This is a genomic window from Acidaminococcus sp. (genome assembly GCA_022482815.1).
Lineage (GTDB): Bacteria > Bacillota > Negativicutes > Acidaminococcales > Acidaminococcaceae > Acidaminococcus.
The window spans coordinates 2,890,565-2,907,791 of record JAKVOM010000001.1; the positions used below are offsets into that span (position 1 = coordinate 2,890,565).

The 17,227-nt window shown below is 46.1% G+C and carries 14 protein-coding genes, 1 tRNA gene, 1 riboswitch and 1 other annotated feature; of the genes, 7 read left to right on the forward strand and 8 right to left on the reverse strand.

Annotated features, from left to right (window positions below; all coding sequences use genetic code 11):
* Positions 1 to 190 precede the first annotated feature (190 nt).
* A tRNA-Val gene (locus LKE33_12480) sits at positions 191 to 267 on the forward strand.
* A gap of 125 nt (positions 268 to 392) precedes the next feature.
* Positions 393 to 475, forward strand: a riboswitch (ZMP/ZTP riboswitch).
* A gap of 133 nt (positions 476 to 608) precedes the next feature.
* Positions 609 to 1,814, forward strand: coding sequence for an OFA family MFS transporter (locus LKE33_12485; protein MCH3951730.1), 1,206 nt, complete (start codon positions 609 to 611; stop codon positions 1,812 to 1,814).
* Between the two features lie 216 nt (positions 1,815 to 2,030).
* On the opposite strand, the gene LKE33_12490 is transcribed toward LKE33_12485, so the two are convergent.
* Entirely contained in the window at positions 2,031 to 3,380 is a 1,350-nt protein-coding gene (locus tag LKE33_12490) for an ISL3 family transposase (protein ID MCH3951731.1), read from the reverse strand.
* A gap of 303 nt (positions 3,381 to 3,683) precedes the next feature.
* On the opposite strand from LKE33_12490, the gene LKE33_12495 reads away from it, so the two are divergent.
* Positions 3,684 to 5,312 carry an IS1182 family transposase gene (locus LKE33_12495; protein MCH3951732.1) on the forward strand — a complete coding sequence of 543 codons (1,629 nt, stop codon included), beginning with the start codon at positions 3,684 to 3,686 and terminating at the stop codon, positions 5,310 to 5,312.
* Between the two features lie 167 nt (positions 5,313 to 5,479).
* Here the strand turns inward: LKE33_12495 and LKE33_12500 are convergent, their stop codons facing one another.
* Positions 5,480 to 5,869 carry a C-GCAxxG-C-C family protein gene (locus LKE33_12500; GenBank protein ID MCH3951733.1) on the reverse strand — a complete coding sequence of 130 codons (390 nt, stop codon included), beginning with the start codon at positions 5,867 to 5,869 and terminating at the stop codon, positions 5,480 to 5,482.
* A 224-nt stretch (positions 5,870 to 6,093) separates the two neighbouring features.
* Between LKE33_12500 and larA the strand changes: the two genes are divergently transcribed.
* The gene (gene larA / locus LKE33_12505) at positions 6,094 to 7,398 is read left to right on the forward strand and encodes a nickel-dependent lactate racemase (GenBank protein ID MCH3951734.1); all 1,305 of its coding nucleotides are present in this window, start codon (positions 6,094 to 6,096) and stop codon (positions 7,396 to 7,398) included.
* A gap of 674 nt (positions 7,399 to 8,072) precedes the next feature.
* Here the strand turns inward: larA and LKE33_12510 are convergent.
* Together LKE33_12510 and LKE33_12515 are read right to left on the reverse strand one after the other, a co-directional pair.
* Entirely contained in the window at positions 8,073 to 9,401 is a 1,329-nt protein-coding gene (locus LKE33_12510) for an MATE family efflux transporter (GenBank protein ID MCH3951735.1), read from the reverse strand.
* 147 nt (positions 9,402 to 9,548) lie between these two features.
* Entirely contained in the window at positions 9,549 to 9,737 is a 189-nt protein-coding gene (locus tag LKE33_12515; GenBank protein MCH3951736.1) for a hypothetical protein, read from the reverse strand.
* A 243-nt stretch (positions 9,738 to 9,980) separates the two neighbouring features.
* Between LKE33_12515 and LKE33_12520 the strand changes: the two genes are divergently transcribed.
* Complete coding sequence (locus tag LKE33_12520; GenBank protein ID MCH3951737.1) at positions 9,981 to 10,850, forward strand: fumarylacetoacetate hydrolase family protein; 870 nt, start codon at positions 9,981 to 9,983, stop codon at positions 10,848 to 10,850.
* 223 nt (positions 10,851 to 11,073) lie between these two features.
* Here the strand turns inward: LKE33_12520 and LKE33_12525 are convergent, their stop codons facing one another.
* From LKE33_12525 to LKE33_12540, 4 genes are all read right to left on the reverse strand, one after another.
* On the reverse strand, positions 11,074 to 11,307 hold the full coding sequence (locus tag LKE33_12525; protein MCH3951738.1) for a hypothetical protein: 234 nt from the start codon (positions 11,305 to 11,307) through the stop codon (positions 11,074 to 11,076).
* 188 nt (positions 11,308 to 11,495) lie between these two features.
* Positions 11,496 to 11,990 carry a lincosamide nucleotidyltransferase Lnu(C) gene (lnu(C), locus tag LKE33_12530; GenBank protein MCH3951739.1) on the reverse strand — a complete coding sequence of 165 codons (495 nt, stop codon included), beginning with the start codon at positions 11,988 to 11,990 and terminating at the stop codon, positions 11,496 to 11,498.
* 23 nt (positions 11,991 to 12,013) lie between these two features.
* Positions 12,014 to 13,051, reverse strand: a complete 1,038-nt coding sequence (locus LKE33_12535) for an IS1595-like element ISSag10 family transposase (protein MCH3951740.1) — start codon at positions 13,049 to 13,051, stop codon at positions 12,014 to 12,016.
* A gap of 64 nt (positions 13,052 to 13,115) precedes the next feature.
* On the reverse strand, positions 13,116 to 13,760 hold the full coding sequence (locus tag LKE33_12540) for a hypothetical protein (GenBank protein MCH3951741.1): 645 nt from the start codon (positions 13,758 to 13,760) through the stop codon (positions 13,116 to 13,118).
* Positions 13,761 to 13,833: 73 nt separating this feature from the next.
* Positions 13,834 to 14,089 (reverse strand) — a binding site (T-box leader).
* A gap of 432 nt (positions 14,090 to 14,521) precedes the next feature.
* Here LKE33_12540 and LKE33_12545 point away from each other — a divergent pair.
* Together LKE33_12545 and LKE33_12550 are read left to right on the forward strand one after the other, a co-directional pair.
* Positions 14,522 to 16,201 (forward strand): carbon starvation protein A, encoded by a 1,680-nt coding sequence (locus LKE33_12545; protein MCH3951742.1) that lies wholly within the window; start codon positions 14,522 to 14,524, stop codon positions 16,199 to 16,201.
* 387 nt (positions 16,202 to 16,588) lie between these two features.
* Positions 16,589 to 17,209: a 3'-5' exonuclease gene (locus LKE33_12550; protein ID MCH3951743.1), complete on the forward strand. Its 621-nt coding sequence runs from the start codon at positions 16,589 to 16,591 to the stop codon at positions 17,207 to 17,209.
* Positions 17,210 to 17,227 lie beyond the last annotated feature (18 nt).

Here is a 17,227-nt window from a genome sequence, read left to right on the forward strand (position 1 = left end):
AAAAAAAGAAAATAGCACGAAGAAATGGCGGGCTGTAACTACCGAAACGCAGGAGAAAATTTTCAGATTGCCAGAATACCTAACTGATCCTGCATCGCAGATTTCTCTGTTTTTACATGTAGCCTGCTCCCTATTTCTTTTTATGCCTCTTGACATTATTTTTACTTTCGAGTAAGATATAAGAGCTGTCGGAACTATAGCTCAGATGGTTAGAGTACCACGTTGACATCGTGGGGGTCACTGGTTCGAGTCCAGTTAGTTCCACCATTTTAAAACTTACGGCTGCGGATTGCAGCCGTTTTTTATTTTGTTTTTCATACGGGAAAATCAATCTACAAAGCAGCTTGACACTCCCCGAGTCCCCTGCTATAATCCGAAGTACACAATTGAAAACTGCAGTACAGGACTGACGGATAAGTGGAAATGACCACGTGCCTTGTACTGTGAAGGAATGCCGGCCGTCTGGGCAGAGAGGAACTTGCCCGGAGGGTCTTTTCTATTCCCTGGGCAGCCCGATCTGCAGCTTTTTTGCTGCAGTCTGTCCAGGGCCTTTTTGTTTCCTCTCCTTTTCTGGGGGACCGCCTGGGTCCCGGAAAGGAAGATAAGGTATGAGAAATCGTTGGCTTATCGCTCTGGCTGCCGTAGGCATCCACATCTCCATCGGCAGTGTCTATGCATTCAGTGTGCTGGTAAAGCCTATCATGGAAGCACTGGGAGCCAGCATGGCGGACGTGACCTGGACATTTTCCCTGGCCATCCTGTTTCTGGGTACATCGGCCGGGCTTCTTGGCAGGACCGTTGAAAAAATGGGCCCCCGTAATTCCGGTACGCTCGCTGCCTGCCTCTTTGGAGCCGGCATGATTGGTACTTCCTACGCAGTCACGGTAAAGAGCCTGCCTCTGCTCTACCTCTTTTACGGAGTCATCGGCGGCATGGGCCTTGGCACAGGCTATATCACCCCGGTTTCTACCCTCGTCAAATATTTCCCGAAGCATCGCGGTTTTGCAACCGGCCTTGCCATTATGGGATTCGGTTTTGCCGCCCTTATTGCCGCACCTGTCATGCAGTATTTATATTCCCGGTACGGACTGGCGGCTACTTTCCGGGATCTTGGCATTGTCTATTTTGCAGTCATGCTCGCCTGCTCCCTGTATCTGAAACCTCCGACAGTACAAACTGCTGAGGGCACCCAGGCAGCACCTGCAGTTTCCGGATTTACGGCGGCCCAGGCCATGCGTACCTGGCAGTTTGCCTCTCTTTGGTGGGTCTTTTTCATCAATATCACCTGCGGTATCGGTCTTCTCGCCGTACTGAGCCCCATGGCGCAGCAGGTCATCGGCATGTCGGCCGTTGAGGCCGCCTCCTTTGTCGGAATCATCGGCATCATGAACGGCGGGGGCCGCATCCTCTGGTCTACGATTTCTGACCGGATTGGCCGTCCGATTACGTATGTTCTCTTCTTTGCGCTTGAAATTGCCGCCTTTGCCCTGCTGGCCGGAACGACAGCAGAAGGCATGTTTAAGTTCCTCGTACTGCTCATCATCAGCTGCTACGGCGGTGGATTTTCCTGCATGCCGGCCTATTTGAGCGATCTTTTCGGAACAAAGCAATTAAGCGCCATCCACGGCCGCGTCCTGACGGCCTGGGGGATTGCCGGTGTTGTCGGTCCGACGCTTGTCTCCTGGTTCTATAAGTCGACCGGAACTTATTCGTCCGTTCTTATTTTCTTTGCTGGCTGTTTCATTCCTAACCTGCTGATTGCTCTCTATTTAAGGAAGAAAGGTCATCAGCTTCCGCAGATTGCTGCTGATTAAGCATACACTCTCTTATATCCTCCATACAGAGAACGGGGTACTGCCGCCACGCAGTACTCCGTTTTCTCTTTAGTGGCAAATGGAGATGAAGTTAGAACAGAAAGGCACTTTTGGCTTTTGGAATATGGCATTTAGCTTCGTCTTCAGCAGTGTAGTAAGACTTTTAAGCAAAATAAAAGCCTAAAATTTAGCAGATAACCTAAATATTTAGGTTCTTCACGGTTTTTTCGGGAGTATACCCCTTACGGTCGGAATTGAGAGGTAGCGAATTAACGTGAAAAAGTACTCATCATCTCTGTATCCGTACGCTCTTCTTTTGGCCACTTTAATCTTGTTGTTGAAGCCTTCAAGCTTCCCTGTGTTTATCGGGTACAGGGCATGGTTCACCAGACCGTCTATCCTTGGCAGCTTAATCTTAGCAAACCTAACCAGGGCCGGAATCCCGCTGCCTAGTGCAGCTTTAAACCAGCGCTTCCATCCTGCAAGAGCCTTGTCATAGTCCCTTAATTCATAGAGGGCTACCATCTCTTCCTTCATGGAATAACATATTGCCAGATCCTCGTGCTCTGCAAAGATGGCCTGCAACGCTTCTTTGCTCTTAGGATTCAGCCTATCTTCATTGGTGAGTAACGGCCAGCGGACTTTCTTCAATGTGCGGTAGTTCTTCTTTTCCTCGGATATCCGCTCTTTCAAAGCCGGCTTGTCTTCAGCACTTGCGTCTTTTAATGCTTCTTGCATGTCGTTGGCTTTATCCCTATGCATTCTGGCCTCATCAAGTCTTACTACACCTAATACTTCCTTCCCGAATTGAGCCTGCATGTGGTAACGATCATACACGACCTTAGCTTGCGGCAGATGTTCTTGTACCAGCTTGTTGTAGGAAGCGTTCATATCCATGGCGACTGCCTTGACCTCTGTCAGCTTTGTCTGATCATATTCCTTGAAGAAATGCTCGAAGTCAGCTATCGCCCGACCTCTGCCAACCCAGAGAATATAACCTGTCGCTAAATCCATGACGCAAGTGGCATAGGTGTGTCCCTTATGGATAGCAAACTCATCGATGGCCAGGAAACGGGGCTTGTAAGAGGTCAGCTCCAATTCCATTTCATATTTATCGAGAGATTCGTCCATGAGCTGTTTGTGGACATAGCGAACCGTGCTCCAGTGAATTCCTGACATCTTGGCAATTGCATTGGCAGGGATTCCATTACGAAGCAGCGTCTCAATCCAGAGAGAAGCTCTCATGGTAATGCGAGTTCCTGGATATTTAAAGGGAATAGGCTCAGTGATGGTTGCATGGCAGCAGGAGCAACGGAAGCGATGCCCTTCAAAGCGGATCATCCTGGTATGCTCAGGATACGCAGGAAAACTTTTCAAGTAGGTGGAAAATGGCTCGTAAGAATACATTTTCTGACCACATTTAGGACAACGGAAGTCGGTATATTTCTTTTCACTGCAAATAACAATCTCCTGGCTGTCATCAAAAGGGTCTTCCGGCATGAAGACATTGTAAAAGACATCTTGACATTCTGCATTATTTTGAATAGTGTAATTAGTAAAGGACATTTTCTCCTCCCAAGGTATGGTTTCGACGATTATATTTTGGAGGAGTTAATGTCCTTTTTCAATAGTCAAATGTCTTTTAGTCCACAAATTTCCGTGAAGAACCAATATTTAGACTTTATTTTTATAAGTTCGTAGAAAAATGCCCTGGCAATTTTTCTTCCACGGGCGACCCGCGGCCAGCGACCGGCGACCAGCGTAAAAGGGGCTGTCGCATTTTGCGACGGCCCCTTTTGTATCAAAAACAAGGTAAAAGCAAGGCGCGGCCTCATTGAATGAGACCGCGCCTTGGTGTAGAATTTAAATATGCCAAAAAACAAACCTACACAAAAGGATTATACAAAAATTGGCAGTTCTTATCAACTTTTTCTTCCTCTAAATTTTGAAGTACAAATCCCTAATGACGATCCTGTTCGCTTGGTGCGTGCCATGGTAGAAGGGATGGATGTAAAGGCATTGTATGACACGTATTCTCATGTCGAGAATAAATTAACGTCACCAATTCAGCTGCTGGAGATCGTCATTTATGCATGTATGGAAGGAATTCGTGGTTCGCGTAAGATAGAGCAATCCTGTAAAAGAGACACTCATTTCATGTTCCTCTTAGATGGGAAAAAAGCTCCGGATAATGCAACCATTGCAAGATTTTGTTCCCTCCATCTAAAACCATGTATCAAGGAGCTCATGATTCAGATGGATAAATGGCTGCTGGCTCGCGGTTTCATCACGCTGGATAGCCTGTTCATCGATGGGACAAAAATTGAATCTGTGGCAAACAAATACAAATTTGTTTGGAAAAACAGAGTCTTAGGCAGCCAGAACAAACTCATAGAGAAACTGGAGCAACTGGTTCCCGAAATCGAGGAACGTTTCGGAATCAAGGTCTGTTACGGAAACACTTTCCACATCCGTCATTTAAAGAAGCTCCTAAAAAAACTGCTTGTCATAAAGCGGGCTGAAGGGATCGAGTTTGTTCACGGATGTGGGAAAAGAAAGACCATTCTACAGAAGTACTATGAGATTTTAGCTAACTATCTCAAACGGCTTAAGGTGTATACGAAGCAGCTTCACATCTGTGGGGAACGGAACAGCTTTGCCAAAACAGACCCGGATGCTACCTTTATGAGGATGAAAGAAGACGCCATGCTTAATGGCGCCTTAAAGCCGGGATACAATGTCCAATATGCCAACAATTCCGGTTTTACCTTGTTTGCAGATGTGAGTGCACATCCAACAGATATGCGGACACTCATTCCTTTTCTTGAAGGATTTGAAGCCCACTTCGGTCAGAAATTTGCAAACATTGTAGCCGATGCAGGCTATGAAAGCGAAGAGAACTTGGTCTGGCTGAAGAAGAATCAGTATACTTCATATATCAAGCCTAACAATTATGAAAGAAGCAAGAGGAAAAAGTATAAGAACGACATCGGCAAAGCAGAAAACATGACATATTTGCCTGATCAAGACATGTATATCTGTAAAGGTAGGAGACTGCTGAAAGTCAGTAAAGTAACCCAGGTAAAGAACCGGTCAGGATATGTGTCAGAGAAAACATATTACGAATGTAAGGACTGCAGCGGTTGTCCCTACAAGGAACAGTGCATCCATGGGAACAATTGCAGGACACCCATGGAGAAAAGAAACAAGAAATTAGTGGTCTCGAAGAATTTTGCTGCATTGAGGGCAGAATCCCTGAAGAACATTACTTCCGAATATGGTAAGGAACTGAGGATGAACCGCAGTATACAGGCAGAAGGAGCCTTTGCGGATCTCAAGGATTCATTAAACGTCAGAAGACTAGAAACCCGAGGCAAAGGAAATGCCCTGGTAACAGTGGGAATATGTGCCATGGCACGGAATGTCCTGAAGGTCCATCACAAAGTTCAAGACGGCAAAGAGGATTTGCACTTATATCCGCTGAAAAAAGAGGCCTAAAAGATACAAAAAGAGCGCACGAAAAAAAGCAACTTAGAGTTGCTTAATTTCGTGCGCCCTTTTTTCATCTCAAAACATATTCAACTAAAAAGTAAGGCAATTTGGGGTCTTTAGCAAGTTATTTCAGGGATTAAAAATCGGTCACTTGCGACAGCCCCTCGTTTTATTCACAACTTCAGTTCCTTTTCCAATGCTTCCGCAACTTCAAAAATCAGCCCATCGCAGTGAACTTTTTTAGGAATTCCCCGGGCATGAGACTTGGTAAGCAGTGCGGCACACTGCGTCGACTCATGACGGCTGCGAAACTCCTGCAGGAACCTGCCGGCTTCAAGGCCCGATGCGCCCCCTGCGCCGAGGATCATCAAAGCGGCACTTACAGCTCCGCACACCGAACCGTGACTCATTCCACCGCCATAAAAGACGCTCATTTTGGCCGCCTGTGCTTCCGATACACCCAGCACATCATGAAATCCCATCATCAATACTTGTGCACAATTATATTCATGCGGATCCGAGGGATCCCGCAATGCTTTAATATGATCAATTCTTGCTGACATTTTATACCCCCCTAAGGTTTATATGATTCTCTATTGTAGTCAATTTTTCCGAATTTGCAAGAACGAACTTTTTAGATACTGCCCTTATTGAACACTTCGGATAATTTTGCAGTCCGGCTGCCCGAAAAGACCACTTATTTTTTCCCTTCAGGCAGCCTTTTGCTTTCTGCGTTCCGTGTCATCATGCTATAATGGAGAAAAACAAGAAAAGGGGCCTTCCTTATATGGTTACGTTTAAAGAGATCACACTTCCTTACGGGAAGACGACACAGTCGATTTCCCTTCCGGAATCGCATATCGCGCAGGTCATCGAACCGATTACGGTGCCGGCTGTTGATGTAAAAACCGCCTTCAGGGAAGCAATGGAGCATCCGATTGGTTCCAAAAAGCTTTCCGAAATCGTGAAACCTGGTGACAAGGTGTGCCTCGTTACCGCCGATATTACGCGTGCCTGGAGCGGTTCGGGCCGCTTTATGATTGAAATCGTAAATGCCCTTAATGAGGCCGGCATCCCTGACGAAGATATGTACATTGTATTTGCCCAGGGCACCCATCGTGCTCATACGGACGAAGAAAATGAGACTGTAGTCGGCAAGGAAGTAGCCCGCCGCATCAAGATGTATCAGCATGACTGCCATGATGATCAGAATCTGACCTATGTCGGAACAACCAGTTTCGGGACACCGGTCTATCTCAACAAAAAAGTAGTCGAAGCCGATAAAACCATCATTATCAATGGACTGGCACCGCATCTGTTTGCAGGTTTCGGCGGCGGCCGCAAAATGATTCTTCCCGGCGTTGCCGGCTGGGACACAATCCAGAAGAATCACTGCCATGCACTTTCCCAGGTTCATGGTGAAGGTATCAATCCTGCCACAGCGCACCGTGCCCTGAAGGGCAATCCGGTCAACGAAGATATGGTAGAAGGCATGGAAATGTGCCGTCCTGATTTTTTGATTCATTCCCTCATCAACGGAGACGGGGAAATCTGCGGTTTTGTAGCCGGCGACCCCTATGAGGCCTGGCTGGAAGGCACCAGGAGAGTCCTGCAGAATACCGAAGTCGCTGTCAAGCAAAAAACAGACGTAACCATCGTAAGTGCCGGCGGCTATCCCAAGGACTTGTCCTTCTATCAAGGTGTCAAGTGTTTTGAACCGGCTGCCGATGTAACGAAAGACCACGGCATCATCATCGCCCTTGTTGACTCTCCCGATATCAAAGAACCAAAAATTTTCTGGGACAGTTTCCGTTTCCAGACGCTGCCCGACATGGAACAAGGACTGCGTGACTGTTTCACAATTCCGTTCTTTATCGCCTTTTATGTCTTTACCCTGGCCCACAATTATACGATGTATCTTGTCACGCGCAAAGAGAATTTCGAAGCCGTCAAAAAGACTCATATCATTCCGTGTGAGACCCTTACAGAAGCTTGGGACAGAGCTTCGGAAGAACTTGCCCGGTTAGGAAATAAAAACTATACGATTAATCTGATGCATCATGGTGGGGCTGTTATCCCGAAGTTGGAATGAAACCAGCTAGTGCATTTTAAAGGCACCTCAGACAATCTGGTGCTCGGCTGGCCTCGCACGCATCTTGTCTGAGAGCTTTTTCTAAGGAAACTTTTTCTGTCCAGCGCAGTAGGGAGTCACTGATTCACTCGCGACTTCATCTACATACGTCTGTACCAGCTACGCTGTGTCGACAATTCCTCGAGATACGCCCGGTAACCCTCCGGATTGTCTTCTTGCGTAGCTGGCGCATCCGCACGTATCTGAAGCCGTTCATTGAATCAGTGATTCCCATGGGCGCATCTACTTTGTCAGGCGGACTTAGGAACCACTCGATATACTATTTTTGTATTATCTCGGGTTCCTAAGCCCGCCTTCCTTGTATCTGCGTCCATCTTCTGTGCCGTCCACAAAAAGAAAATGAAAAAACAGGTGTGAGATAAAGTAAAGGAATAAAAACGGTACTTTTTTCATGATGGGTACCTTATGACCCAATCTGGTCTTTCGCGCATTTGCAGCTATCTTTCAAAAGTGTCTACCAAAAACTAAAAATAAAAGTGGTTTAATGTTGAAATACAAAAACGGAACTGTGAAAAAATACACTACGTACTTTCTTCACAGTTCCTATCTTTTCTTGGAAAAACAAAAAAGCTATTTTCGGCGATAGATAACTATCTTTTTATGTTGTTCCTGCCTTATTTAAAGTTTTTCTCCGCATTGCGAATGGAGTACATCACCATGGGCAGGACAAAGGCCGTGGCCGCAAACCATGCCACCTGGTCGGCCCACGTAATGGCGTCGTACCCGAAAGAGCCCACAAAAAAGACAGAGACTATAGTGCGGGCAATCATTTCCAGAACACCGCTCATCATGGCCTTCCGGGCATTGCCCAGCCCCTGGATGCTCATGCGGCATACATTGAGGATGCCAAGTACCCAGAGGCAGTAACCCATACGGCGCAGATAAAGGGCAGCCAGATCAAGTTCAACGGTATTTTCCGCATCCAAAAAGAGCAGGCACAGCTCCCTCCCGCCGAGCACCATGGCAAAAAGGCCAAAGACGGCTCCGTAGAGAACACTTACAAGAGTCCCTTTGAAGATGCCCTCTCGGATCCGGTCCGTGCGGCGCGCGCCAAAATTCTGGGCAACAAAGGTTGATACGGCTGTAGCGAAGGCATCAAAAGGCGACAAAAGGAACTGCTTGAGCTTTGTCCCGGCCGTAAAAGCCGAGACATACTCCGTTCCCAGGGAATTGTTGGCACTCTGCATAACCATGGAGCCGATGGCCGTAATGGAGTACTGGAGTCCCATAGGGATACCGATTCCCATCATGCTGCGTCCTTCCCGGGCTCCATAGTGCCGCTCGGCGGGTTCTACATGAAGTACCTCGTAGCGGTGAGTCACGGAATAAAGACAGAGGAAGGCAGACAAAGCCTGCGAAAGAACCGTAGCAATAGCCGCCCCGGCAACGTCCCAGTGAAAAGACATGATAAAAAGACAGTCGAGGACAATGTTGAGGACAGAGGCCACGGCAAGATACAGGAACGGGGTGCGGGAGTCCCCGATAGCACGCATGAGGCCTGCCAGGTAGTTATACATGATAGTAAAAGGGATCTCGCAAAAAATGATAATAAGGTAAATCCAGGCATCATGAAAGATTTCGTCCGGCACTTGCAGGATTCTTAGAATGTGACTGCAGAGGATTGTCGTAAGGAGTGTGATTGTAAGCGCAAAAACAGCGGACAGGATACCGCCCGAATATTCATAGCGGTGCATCCCGGCGTAGTCATGGGCCCCAAAACGCTGCCCTACAGGGATAGTAAAACCCAGGCTGATACCGATACAAAAGCCCATGACGAGAAACTGAATGCTCGTTGACGAACCAACGGCCGCCAGTGCCCTGGCTCCAAGCGTACGGCCCACAATTGCCGTATCAACAAGGTTATAAGTTTGTTGGAACAGATTACCCAAAAGCAGTGGAACACTGAACTTCATAATCTGAGGGAGAATACTCCCTGTTGTCATATCCTTGACACCTGCTGCCACAGCTTATCCCCTCATTTCTCTTATATATTGATAAAAATAAGACCTCTATACCATTTTTATAAAGGCCATCAAAAAAAGAACAGAGGCCGTGAAGAAACGTGCTGTCAGCTCTCCACGGCCCACTCGTTATTCGTAATGCTTCAAAATATTCCGGACGCGTTCCTTTTTACTTTTAGGAACCTTTTCTTCAAAATTCCTAAAGTTGTTTTCTCTATGATCAGTGGAATAATCGGCATAGTCCACATCATAATCCCGCTCGTAGCTGCGGTTATAATCCCCATGTCCGTCATCCAGATAATAAAATGGCTGCAGCATATGCTCTCTCCCTCTTTCCATTTTTGCTGACATTGTCTGACGTATTATACCACAAGAACAGGAAAAGCGCTCAAGCAATTATCATTTATTTCTTTATTTGCCGTACAAAATCATAAAACGATAAAAAGACAGACAATTATATGTTCCTTCTAAATAATTTATTGCAAAAAACCTAATTTTCAGATAAATTTCTAGTAATTTACAGCAAAACAGTGTAAAATAAGAAGATAAAATGGAAAAGGAGTGGTTCCTTTGAAAATTGTAACCATGCTGTATGACGGTCAGCAACAAGTAGGGGTATTATCTGAAGATGGGCAATATGTGATTCCTGCCAATAAATACGCGAGCGTAACTGATTTAATGGCCCGCACAAATTTTGATGAACTACTTGCCATCACGCGGATGGGACTCGCCGCGGTTCCTCTTTCGAAAGTAAAGCTGCTGGCACCGATTCCCGAACCAGCTAATGATATTATCTGCCTGGGAATTAACTATCGTTCCCACGATGAAGAGCTGCCCAAAGACTACAGCGAAGAAAAAATTGTAAAACGGAATGTACCGGTATATTTTTCCAAGCGCGCCAGCCACTGCACCGAGCCGGAAGGTCTGATTGACGGGCATTTTGAAGTCGTTAAAAAACTGGATTACGAGTGTGAACTGGCGGTCATCATCGGAAAAACTGCAAAAAATGTAGCTCCCGAAGATGCCCAGGATTATATTTTCGGTTATACGATTATCAATGATGTGACCGCACGTGATGTTCAGGTTGCCCACAAGCAGTGGTATTTTGGAAAGAGCCTCGACTCTTTTGCTCCCATGGGTCCCTGGATCGTCACGGCAGAAGAGTTCCCCTTCCCTCCTGAACTGGAACTCATCACCCGTGTCAACGGCGAAGAACGCCAGCACAGCAACACGAAAAACCTGGTGCACAGCATTCCTTATATCATTAGTGAATTGTCGCACGGCATGACGCTGAAATGCGGCACGATTATTGCAACGGGCACCCCGGCAGGCACCGGTGTGGGCATGAATCCGCCTCAGTACCTGAAGAGCGGTGACGTGATTGAATGCGAAATCGAAGGCATCGGCGTATTAAGGAATACGGTGAAATAATCAACAAAATAAATAGTTAATTAAAGATCTGCAAAAGGGGCTGTACAATGATGCACACGCATTATTGCACAGCCCTTTTACTTTCTTTTTAAACTTTTCTTCCAATATATAGACAAAACTAAAGACCCGGAAAGAGCTGTGAGTTATCACAGCCTTTCCGGGCCTTCTGCGTTGCTTTACTTCCTAAAATGTGCCATCCAAGCCGGCACAACAAGGATACTGTTTATTTTTTCCAGATTGCCTCTGCCTTTTTGATATTGGCACGAATCGTAGCGCAGCATTTCTTGAATTCAGCCATTTCATCTTCCGGCAGGTTGTATTCCATGACCTGTTCAACACCGTCGGCCCCTACCACAGCCGGGCAGCCGGCGAAGATACCCTTTTCACCATATTCGCCGTCCAGCGGGCAGCTCGTAGCCATAATGCGTTTTTCATCATGGAGAACAGTGTTAGCCAGCGTAACCGCCGTAGCGCAGATACCATATTCAGTGCAGCCCTTGCCTACGTATGTTACCCAGCCGGCCTTGATGGTCTTTTCCTTGATTTCATCCTTATTAAATACAAGGCTATGTCACAACAAACAGTTGATAAATAGCCATTTTTATAGGGGAGTATCAGAACTCCCCTACAAACTGTTATTTGCAGTTATCTATACTCATTTGGAATTTCGATATGAAGTGTCTCACACAATAACTTCACATCATGTGCATCATTTTCATCAAACTCGTATCCCAGATGGAACATTACTTGACTATATGGTTCAATACAGGAAACCTCTATTTCCTCAATTCTTCCTTTACCCGAAAAAGTTTCTACCGGAAAACAATCCCCATCATAAAGAATTTCACCTTCGTCCGTATATTCAAAACAATGCAAATCAATAATTCTGTTTTTCAAATCTTCCCATACAGTATGGTTCAATGTTGTATATTCCATCTTAATCTCATAAAAGCCATTAGCTTTCATTATTTCTATAAAGTTCTGATAATCGTTCTTTTCTACAAAAATGTCAATATCATTATGGGCTCTTGACTGATATCCAAGAAGAGCATCTACACCCCAGCCACCATCAAGAAAGACTTTAATCTCCGCATCTATTGCAAATTGAAGAATCTGTTTTACATCTGTTATATTGACCATCTTATCATCTCCACAAATTCTAATTAGGCGACCAGAGGAACTGCTGGTCTGTTTGATAAATCTCTGCATTTAGCAGTTTTCAATGTTGCCAAAACAAAAGTTAAGAAGATGTTCCTTTTCTCCATGTCGCTTTCTTTGGCGTAATTTACAAGGTTATTCCACACAAGATAGTTGTTCAGATACTTGGTAGAAACACCGTTAAAGCCACGCATAAACCTCTTTAGCTGGCTATGGTAGCTATTGATATGTTGGATATTATAAATGCCTTTCTTGGCTTTGCCAGTCTTTAACTGCACAAGGTCAATGCCATTGGCATTTGTAAATCTCACATAGGAGTTCATCTTGTCCGTAACAAGAGTGGAATTGGTCTTAATCCTACCATCATAAATATGATGTAAATCTCTTGTAGAAACTCTACCAGTATTCGTAATCTTGGAGATAGACAAGCCATTCCTATTAACCGCACAAGGAACACATACCTTTTCTTGGGACAAGCCTCTGATATGTGTAGAATGACCACGCTTATGAGCCTTGCGTGGCATAGCAAATGTCTTACTCTTGCTATGATTGCCCTTGTACGAGATGGCGAAAAAAGTTTCGTCAGCCTCAATAATGCCGTCAAGGGTAACATCGTCTGCCATATTCTGAAGTGCATCCAAAATCTTGTGTCTCCAAAGGAATGCGGTGTTTCTGTGAATCCCACAAGCAACAGCAGTCTTACGAATGGATAAGCCATTCATCATACAATCAATGTACTGCTCCCACACGGACAAGTCTTTTCTTGTACCAGACACAATGGAGTTCGTAGCAATCACGAAGGACTTGCCACAATCCTTACATACATATCGCTGTGTGCCATCTTTACGATGACCATTGCGAACCACATGGATACAGCCACAAAGAGGGCATACACGACCATTTGCAAAGCGTTCCTTTGCTACGAAATCTTCAATATTCAAAGACTTTACAAAGGCAGGACTTAAAAGCATTGTTTTAAGGCTTTCCTGCTCTGCGACAGTCAACTTACCGATAATATCTAATGCGTCTTTGATAGTAGGCATATCCAATTACCTCCTTCGGTGGTACTGTTTCTTACTATTATTATACGCTATTTCTCGTCAAAAATCAACCATTTGTTGTGACAGAGCCAAATACAAAACGGGGATCCCCTTCCAGTTCGCTCAGCGGTTTTCCGCCAAATTTAATGATGGACCAGGGAACCATCTGGGCATTGCCGTGTTCACCCATCATGTACGCTGTAATAGACTTATGGTCCAGACCGGTTTGCTGAGCAATAGCGCTGACCAGACGGGAAGAATCAAGGCCCGTACCGGTACCAAAAACATGCCCCTTCGGCAGTCCGCTCAGTTTATAAATCAGGTCAGTTACAACATCACAGGGATTCGTGATATTGATAAAGATGCCTTTGAAACCGCCGGCCATCACCTTAGGAATGAAATCAGCCACCTGGGCTACAGTGAAGTTCATTTCCGTGTCGCGGTTATGGGTGACAAGCAGTTCAATTTTGCCGATGGCGTTAATAATCACATCGCAGTCAGCCAGTTCTTCATATTTAGCAATCACATAATTGACGCGGTGAGGCATGAACATGACAGCATCCATCAGATCCTGCCGTTCACTGATCAACTTCTGTTCGTTGGTATCGCACAGTTTTACGACATCGGCCACACCTGTCATACCCAGTGTATACGCCACATGAGCACCCACATGTCCAATACCGATTACCCCTACAATTCTCTTTTTCGTCATTTCAAAGCATCTCCTCTGCGAAAATAAAAATTGATTCTCCATCGAGCCATAATAAAGAAACGCTTTGCCTCAGCCAAGAGACAAAGCGTTTACACTCTGCGGTACCACTCTTTTTGCCGCCTGCGCGGCCCCTCCTCAGACATCAGAAGCTACAGGCAGCTTTTTAATGCCTGGCAGAATAACGGCTGCCACCCGTTCCCGACTATTCCTCTTTTCCCCGGGACGGCTCCTGGGCCAGATTCATGATGCGCTTCCTTCCTGCCTCGCACCGGCCGGCAGGTCTCTGTCCATTCCACGGCATCACTACTATTCCCACTCAATGCCATTTAAGTTTATGAATTTAACTGTTACTATACTATTGTTCCGCCCTTCTGTCAACACCAGTCCACCAAATTTCCTACTATTTTTTATTTATATAACACTTTATCATTTACAATATGGGGATATCAAACGAAACTGCTCATTTCGCCGTAATTTTGTCACAAAAAGTCCTTAAATAGTAACAATTCACTAATGACAGATAGCAAAATAACGTACAAAGATTTAGCTAAGTCTATTGTAAGTGTACATATCTGATAATTTTCTCGCTATGCGGAGTATAAAATAACACTTTTAATGATTTTTAAAAAATTATTTAAAAAACTGTTGACAATTTTGTATACAAGTGATAGATTATGTCACTGTCAAACGCATCCGTAAAGACTTAACAGTTTAGCTGCCGGGTTGTAGGCCGGCAGTATTGTTTGAAAGGAGTGGACTACATGAACGGATTAACTCTTGTTTGTATTGCTATCATCGTTTTTGCGTGTGGTTATCTGTTCTACGGCCGCTGGCTCGTTAAGACATGGGGAATTGATCCGGATGCGAAGACCCCTGCTTATCGATTCGAGGATGGCCGCGATTTTGCCCCCGCATCTCGTTTTACGGTTTTTGCCCACCAGTTTTCTTCTATTACCGGTGCAGGCCCTGTAACCGGTCCTATCATTGCCTGCATGTTTGGCTGGCTGCCTGCTTTCCTGTGGCTGCTGGTCGGCGGCATTTTCTTCGGTGCTGTACAGGACTTTACGGCTCTGTATGCATCTGTGAAGAATGACGGCAAGTCCATGGGTAAAATTATTGAACAATATGTCGGCCATACGGGCTGCAAGATGTTCCTGATTTTTGCCTGGCTGTTCTCCCTGCTGGTTATCGCTGCTTTCTCCGATATCATGGCAAGCACGTTCAACGGTTTTTCCAAGACCGGTGCAGAACTTGGTCCTAACGCGGCAGCCGGTTCTATTTCTACGCTTTATGTTTTCGTCGCTATGATCTTCGGGGTCATTACCCGCCGTTTCCACATTACCGGCGCAAAGGAAATTGTTCTTGCTATCATCTGCATGGTTGCTATGATTGCCGGCGGTATTGCGCATCCTATCTTTGCTACGCGTACTTCCTGGCTGTATGCAACTTACGCTTACTGCTTTATCGCTTCCGTACTTCCCATGTGGCTCCTCATTCAGCCGCGTGACTATCTGAGTGTATTCCTGCTGCTCGGCATGATCTTTGCCGGTGTCGTTGGAATCATTGTCGGCAACCCGACCCTGAACATGCCTGCTTTCAAGGGCTTCGTCGTCGGCAACAAGCCGCTGTTCCCGATTCTGTTTGTAACGATTGCCTGCGGTGCCGTTTCCGGTTTCCACAGCCTCGTTTCTTCCGGAACTTCTTCCAAGACCATTTCCAACGAAAAGGATATGCTTCCTGTTGGTTACGGCTCCATGCTGATTGAATCCGTCCTGGGTGTTGTTTCCCTCGTAATTGCCTGCTCTGTAGCCGTCAACGGATCTCTGCCGAAAGCTACTCCGTTCGCCATCTTCGGTTCTGCTATCGGTCAATACTTCTCCATCTTTGGTATTTCTCCGTATGTCAGCAACTGCATCGTAACGATGTGCATTTCCGCACTGGCCATGACCACGATCGATGCCGTAACGCGTATCGGCCGTATGGTGATGCAGGAATTCCTGTCCGAATATGACAATTCGGTTTCCCGCTTCCTGAGCAACACTTATGTAGCCACGATTGTAACCCTGATTCCGAGCTATCTGCTCTGCCTCGGCGGTTACCTGAACATCTGGCCGCTCTTCGGTGCAGCCAACCAGCTGCTCTCTTCCCTGGTACTCATCGGCCTTGCCGTATTCCTGCGTACCACCGGTCGTAAGAGCTGGATGCTGTACATCCCGATGTGCTTTATGTTCGTCGTCACCATGAGCGCTCTGTGCATGTCCGTCTATGGAATCTATACCAAGGTTCTGGCCGGCAAGTTCGTCATGATGGTAGATGGCCTGCAGCTCGTCGTAGCCATTGCCCTGATGGCACTGGCCCTGATGGTTGTCAAGCACTGCGGCAAAGAACTTGTTGCTGCCGGTGACAACGACAAGGATGCCAATGTGCAGTCTCAAAATTAATTGATCATTAAAAAAGCTGTGAAGCAATGCCAAGCCATTGTTTCACAGCTTTTTTGCATTCCGTCGTCCGTCTTAATTAAACTAAACCGTCAGGTTTGACATTCTTCTATAACCTTCTTCCACGTAGTCGAAAGAAGGAAAACTACTTTGCAGGGAATGAGCAGCCACATTTTTATTCTGTTGACGGCTCTACCTTGCTTCCAAGGCCTGTCTAAAAGCCAGATGCTAAAGGCCAAAAGCGCCTTTTTCATCCCGCCTGCAGGTCACCGAATAAATTTCTTCTCACTGTCCAAAAATTTTCTTTGGAAAACTTCCAGTTTTCGGCTATAATAAAGAATCCGGCAGCTTCCACTTGCCGGAAATCCACACATCTGAAAGGAGACAGCTATGGAACCTTATTCTGCCTCTTTATTTGATATGCCGGAACCTCAAAACACGCAGGAACACCGGCGTAAAAAAGGCAAGGGAACGATGCACCTCCCCTTGTCCTATATTGTCATCGATATTGAAACTACGGGGCTTAATCCTCGCCGTGACGCCATCATCGAGATCGGAGGTCTCGCAGTACGTAACGGGACTATTTTTGACCGCTTTCAAAGTTTCGTGCGTCCGGAGCCTTTTAAAAAGCTGACTCCCTTCATCACAAACCTTACGGGAATCCGCGACGAAGACGTGGCAAGAGCGCCAAAATTTGCTGATATTCTCCCCTCCCTCTGCAATTTCATCGGTGGTTATACTATTGTAGGGCACAACATCAATTTTGATATTGACTTCCTGTATGACCGCATCTACAAGCTTACGGGAGAACACCTCAATAATCCCTGGATTGATACGCGGAAACTGGCCAAGACCCTGCTTCCCGGACTGCCCCATTACGGTCTGGAATTTCTCTGCCAGTATTTCGGCATTGAAGGCAATCATCACCGCGCCGTTGATGACTGCGAGCTGACGGAACGGGTGCTGGAAAAACTTTACGCGATTAAAGAACAGAAGGGTCGGCAAGGCTAAGATGTCTTTACCAAAGTG

What these genes read in the sequence shown, in the direction of transcription:
- LKE33_12495 (MCH3951732.1), top strand. Translation starts at nt 3,684, where the DNA reads ATGCCAAAAAACAAACCTACACAAAAGGATTATACAAAAATTGGCAGT.
- LKE33_12485 (MCH3951730.1), top strand. Translation starts at nt 609, where the DNA reads ATGAGAAATCGTTGGCTTATCGCTCTGGCTGCCGTAGGCATCCACATC.
- LKE33_12510 (MCH3951735.1), bottom strand. Translation starts at nt 9,401, where the DNA reads ATGACAACAGGGAGTATTCTCCCTCAGATTATGAAGTTCAGTGTTCCA.
- LKE33_12540 (MCH3951741.1), bottom strand. Translation starts at nt 13,760, where the DNA reads ATGACGAAAAAGAGAATTGTAGGGGTAATCGGTATTGGACATGTGGGT.
- LKE33_12515 (MCH3951736.1), bottom strand. Translation starts at nt 9,737, where the DNA reads ATGCTGCAGCCATTTTATTATCTGGATGACGGACATGGGGATTATAAC.
- larA (MCH3951734.1), top strand. Translation starts at nt 6,094, where the DNA reads ATGGTTACGTTTAAAGAGATCACACTTCCTTACGGGAAGACGACACAG.
- LKE33_12535 (MCH3951740.1), bottom strand. Translation starts at nt 13,051, where the DNA reads ATGCCTACTATCAAAGACGCATTAGATATTATCGGTAAGTTGACTGTC.
- LKE33_12545 (MCH3951742.1), top strand. Translation starts at nt 14,522, where the DNA reads ATGAACGGATTAACTCTTGTTTGTATTGCTATCATCGTTTTTGCGTGT.
- LKE33_12490 (MCH3951731.1), bottom strand. Translation starts at nt 3,380, where the DNA reads ATGTCCTTTACTAATTACACTATTCAAAATAATGCAGAATGTCAAGAT.
- LKE33_12500 (MCH3951733.1), bottom strand. Translation starts at nt 5,869, where the DNA reads ATGTCAGCAAGAATTGATCATATTAAAGCATTGCGGGATCCCTCGGAT.
- LKE33_12550 (MCH3951743.1), top strand. Translation starts at nt 16,589, where the DNA reads ATGGAACCTTATTCTGCCTCTTTATTTGATATGCCGGAACCTCAAAAC.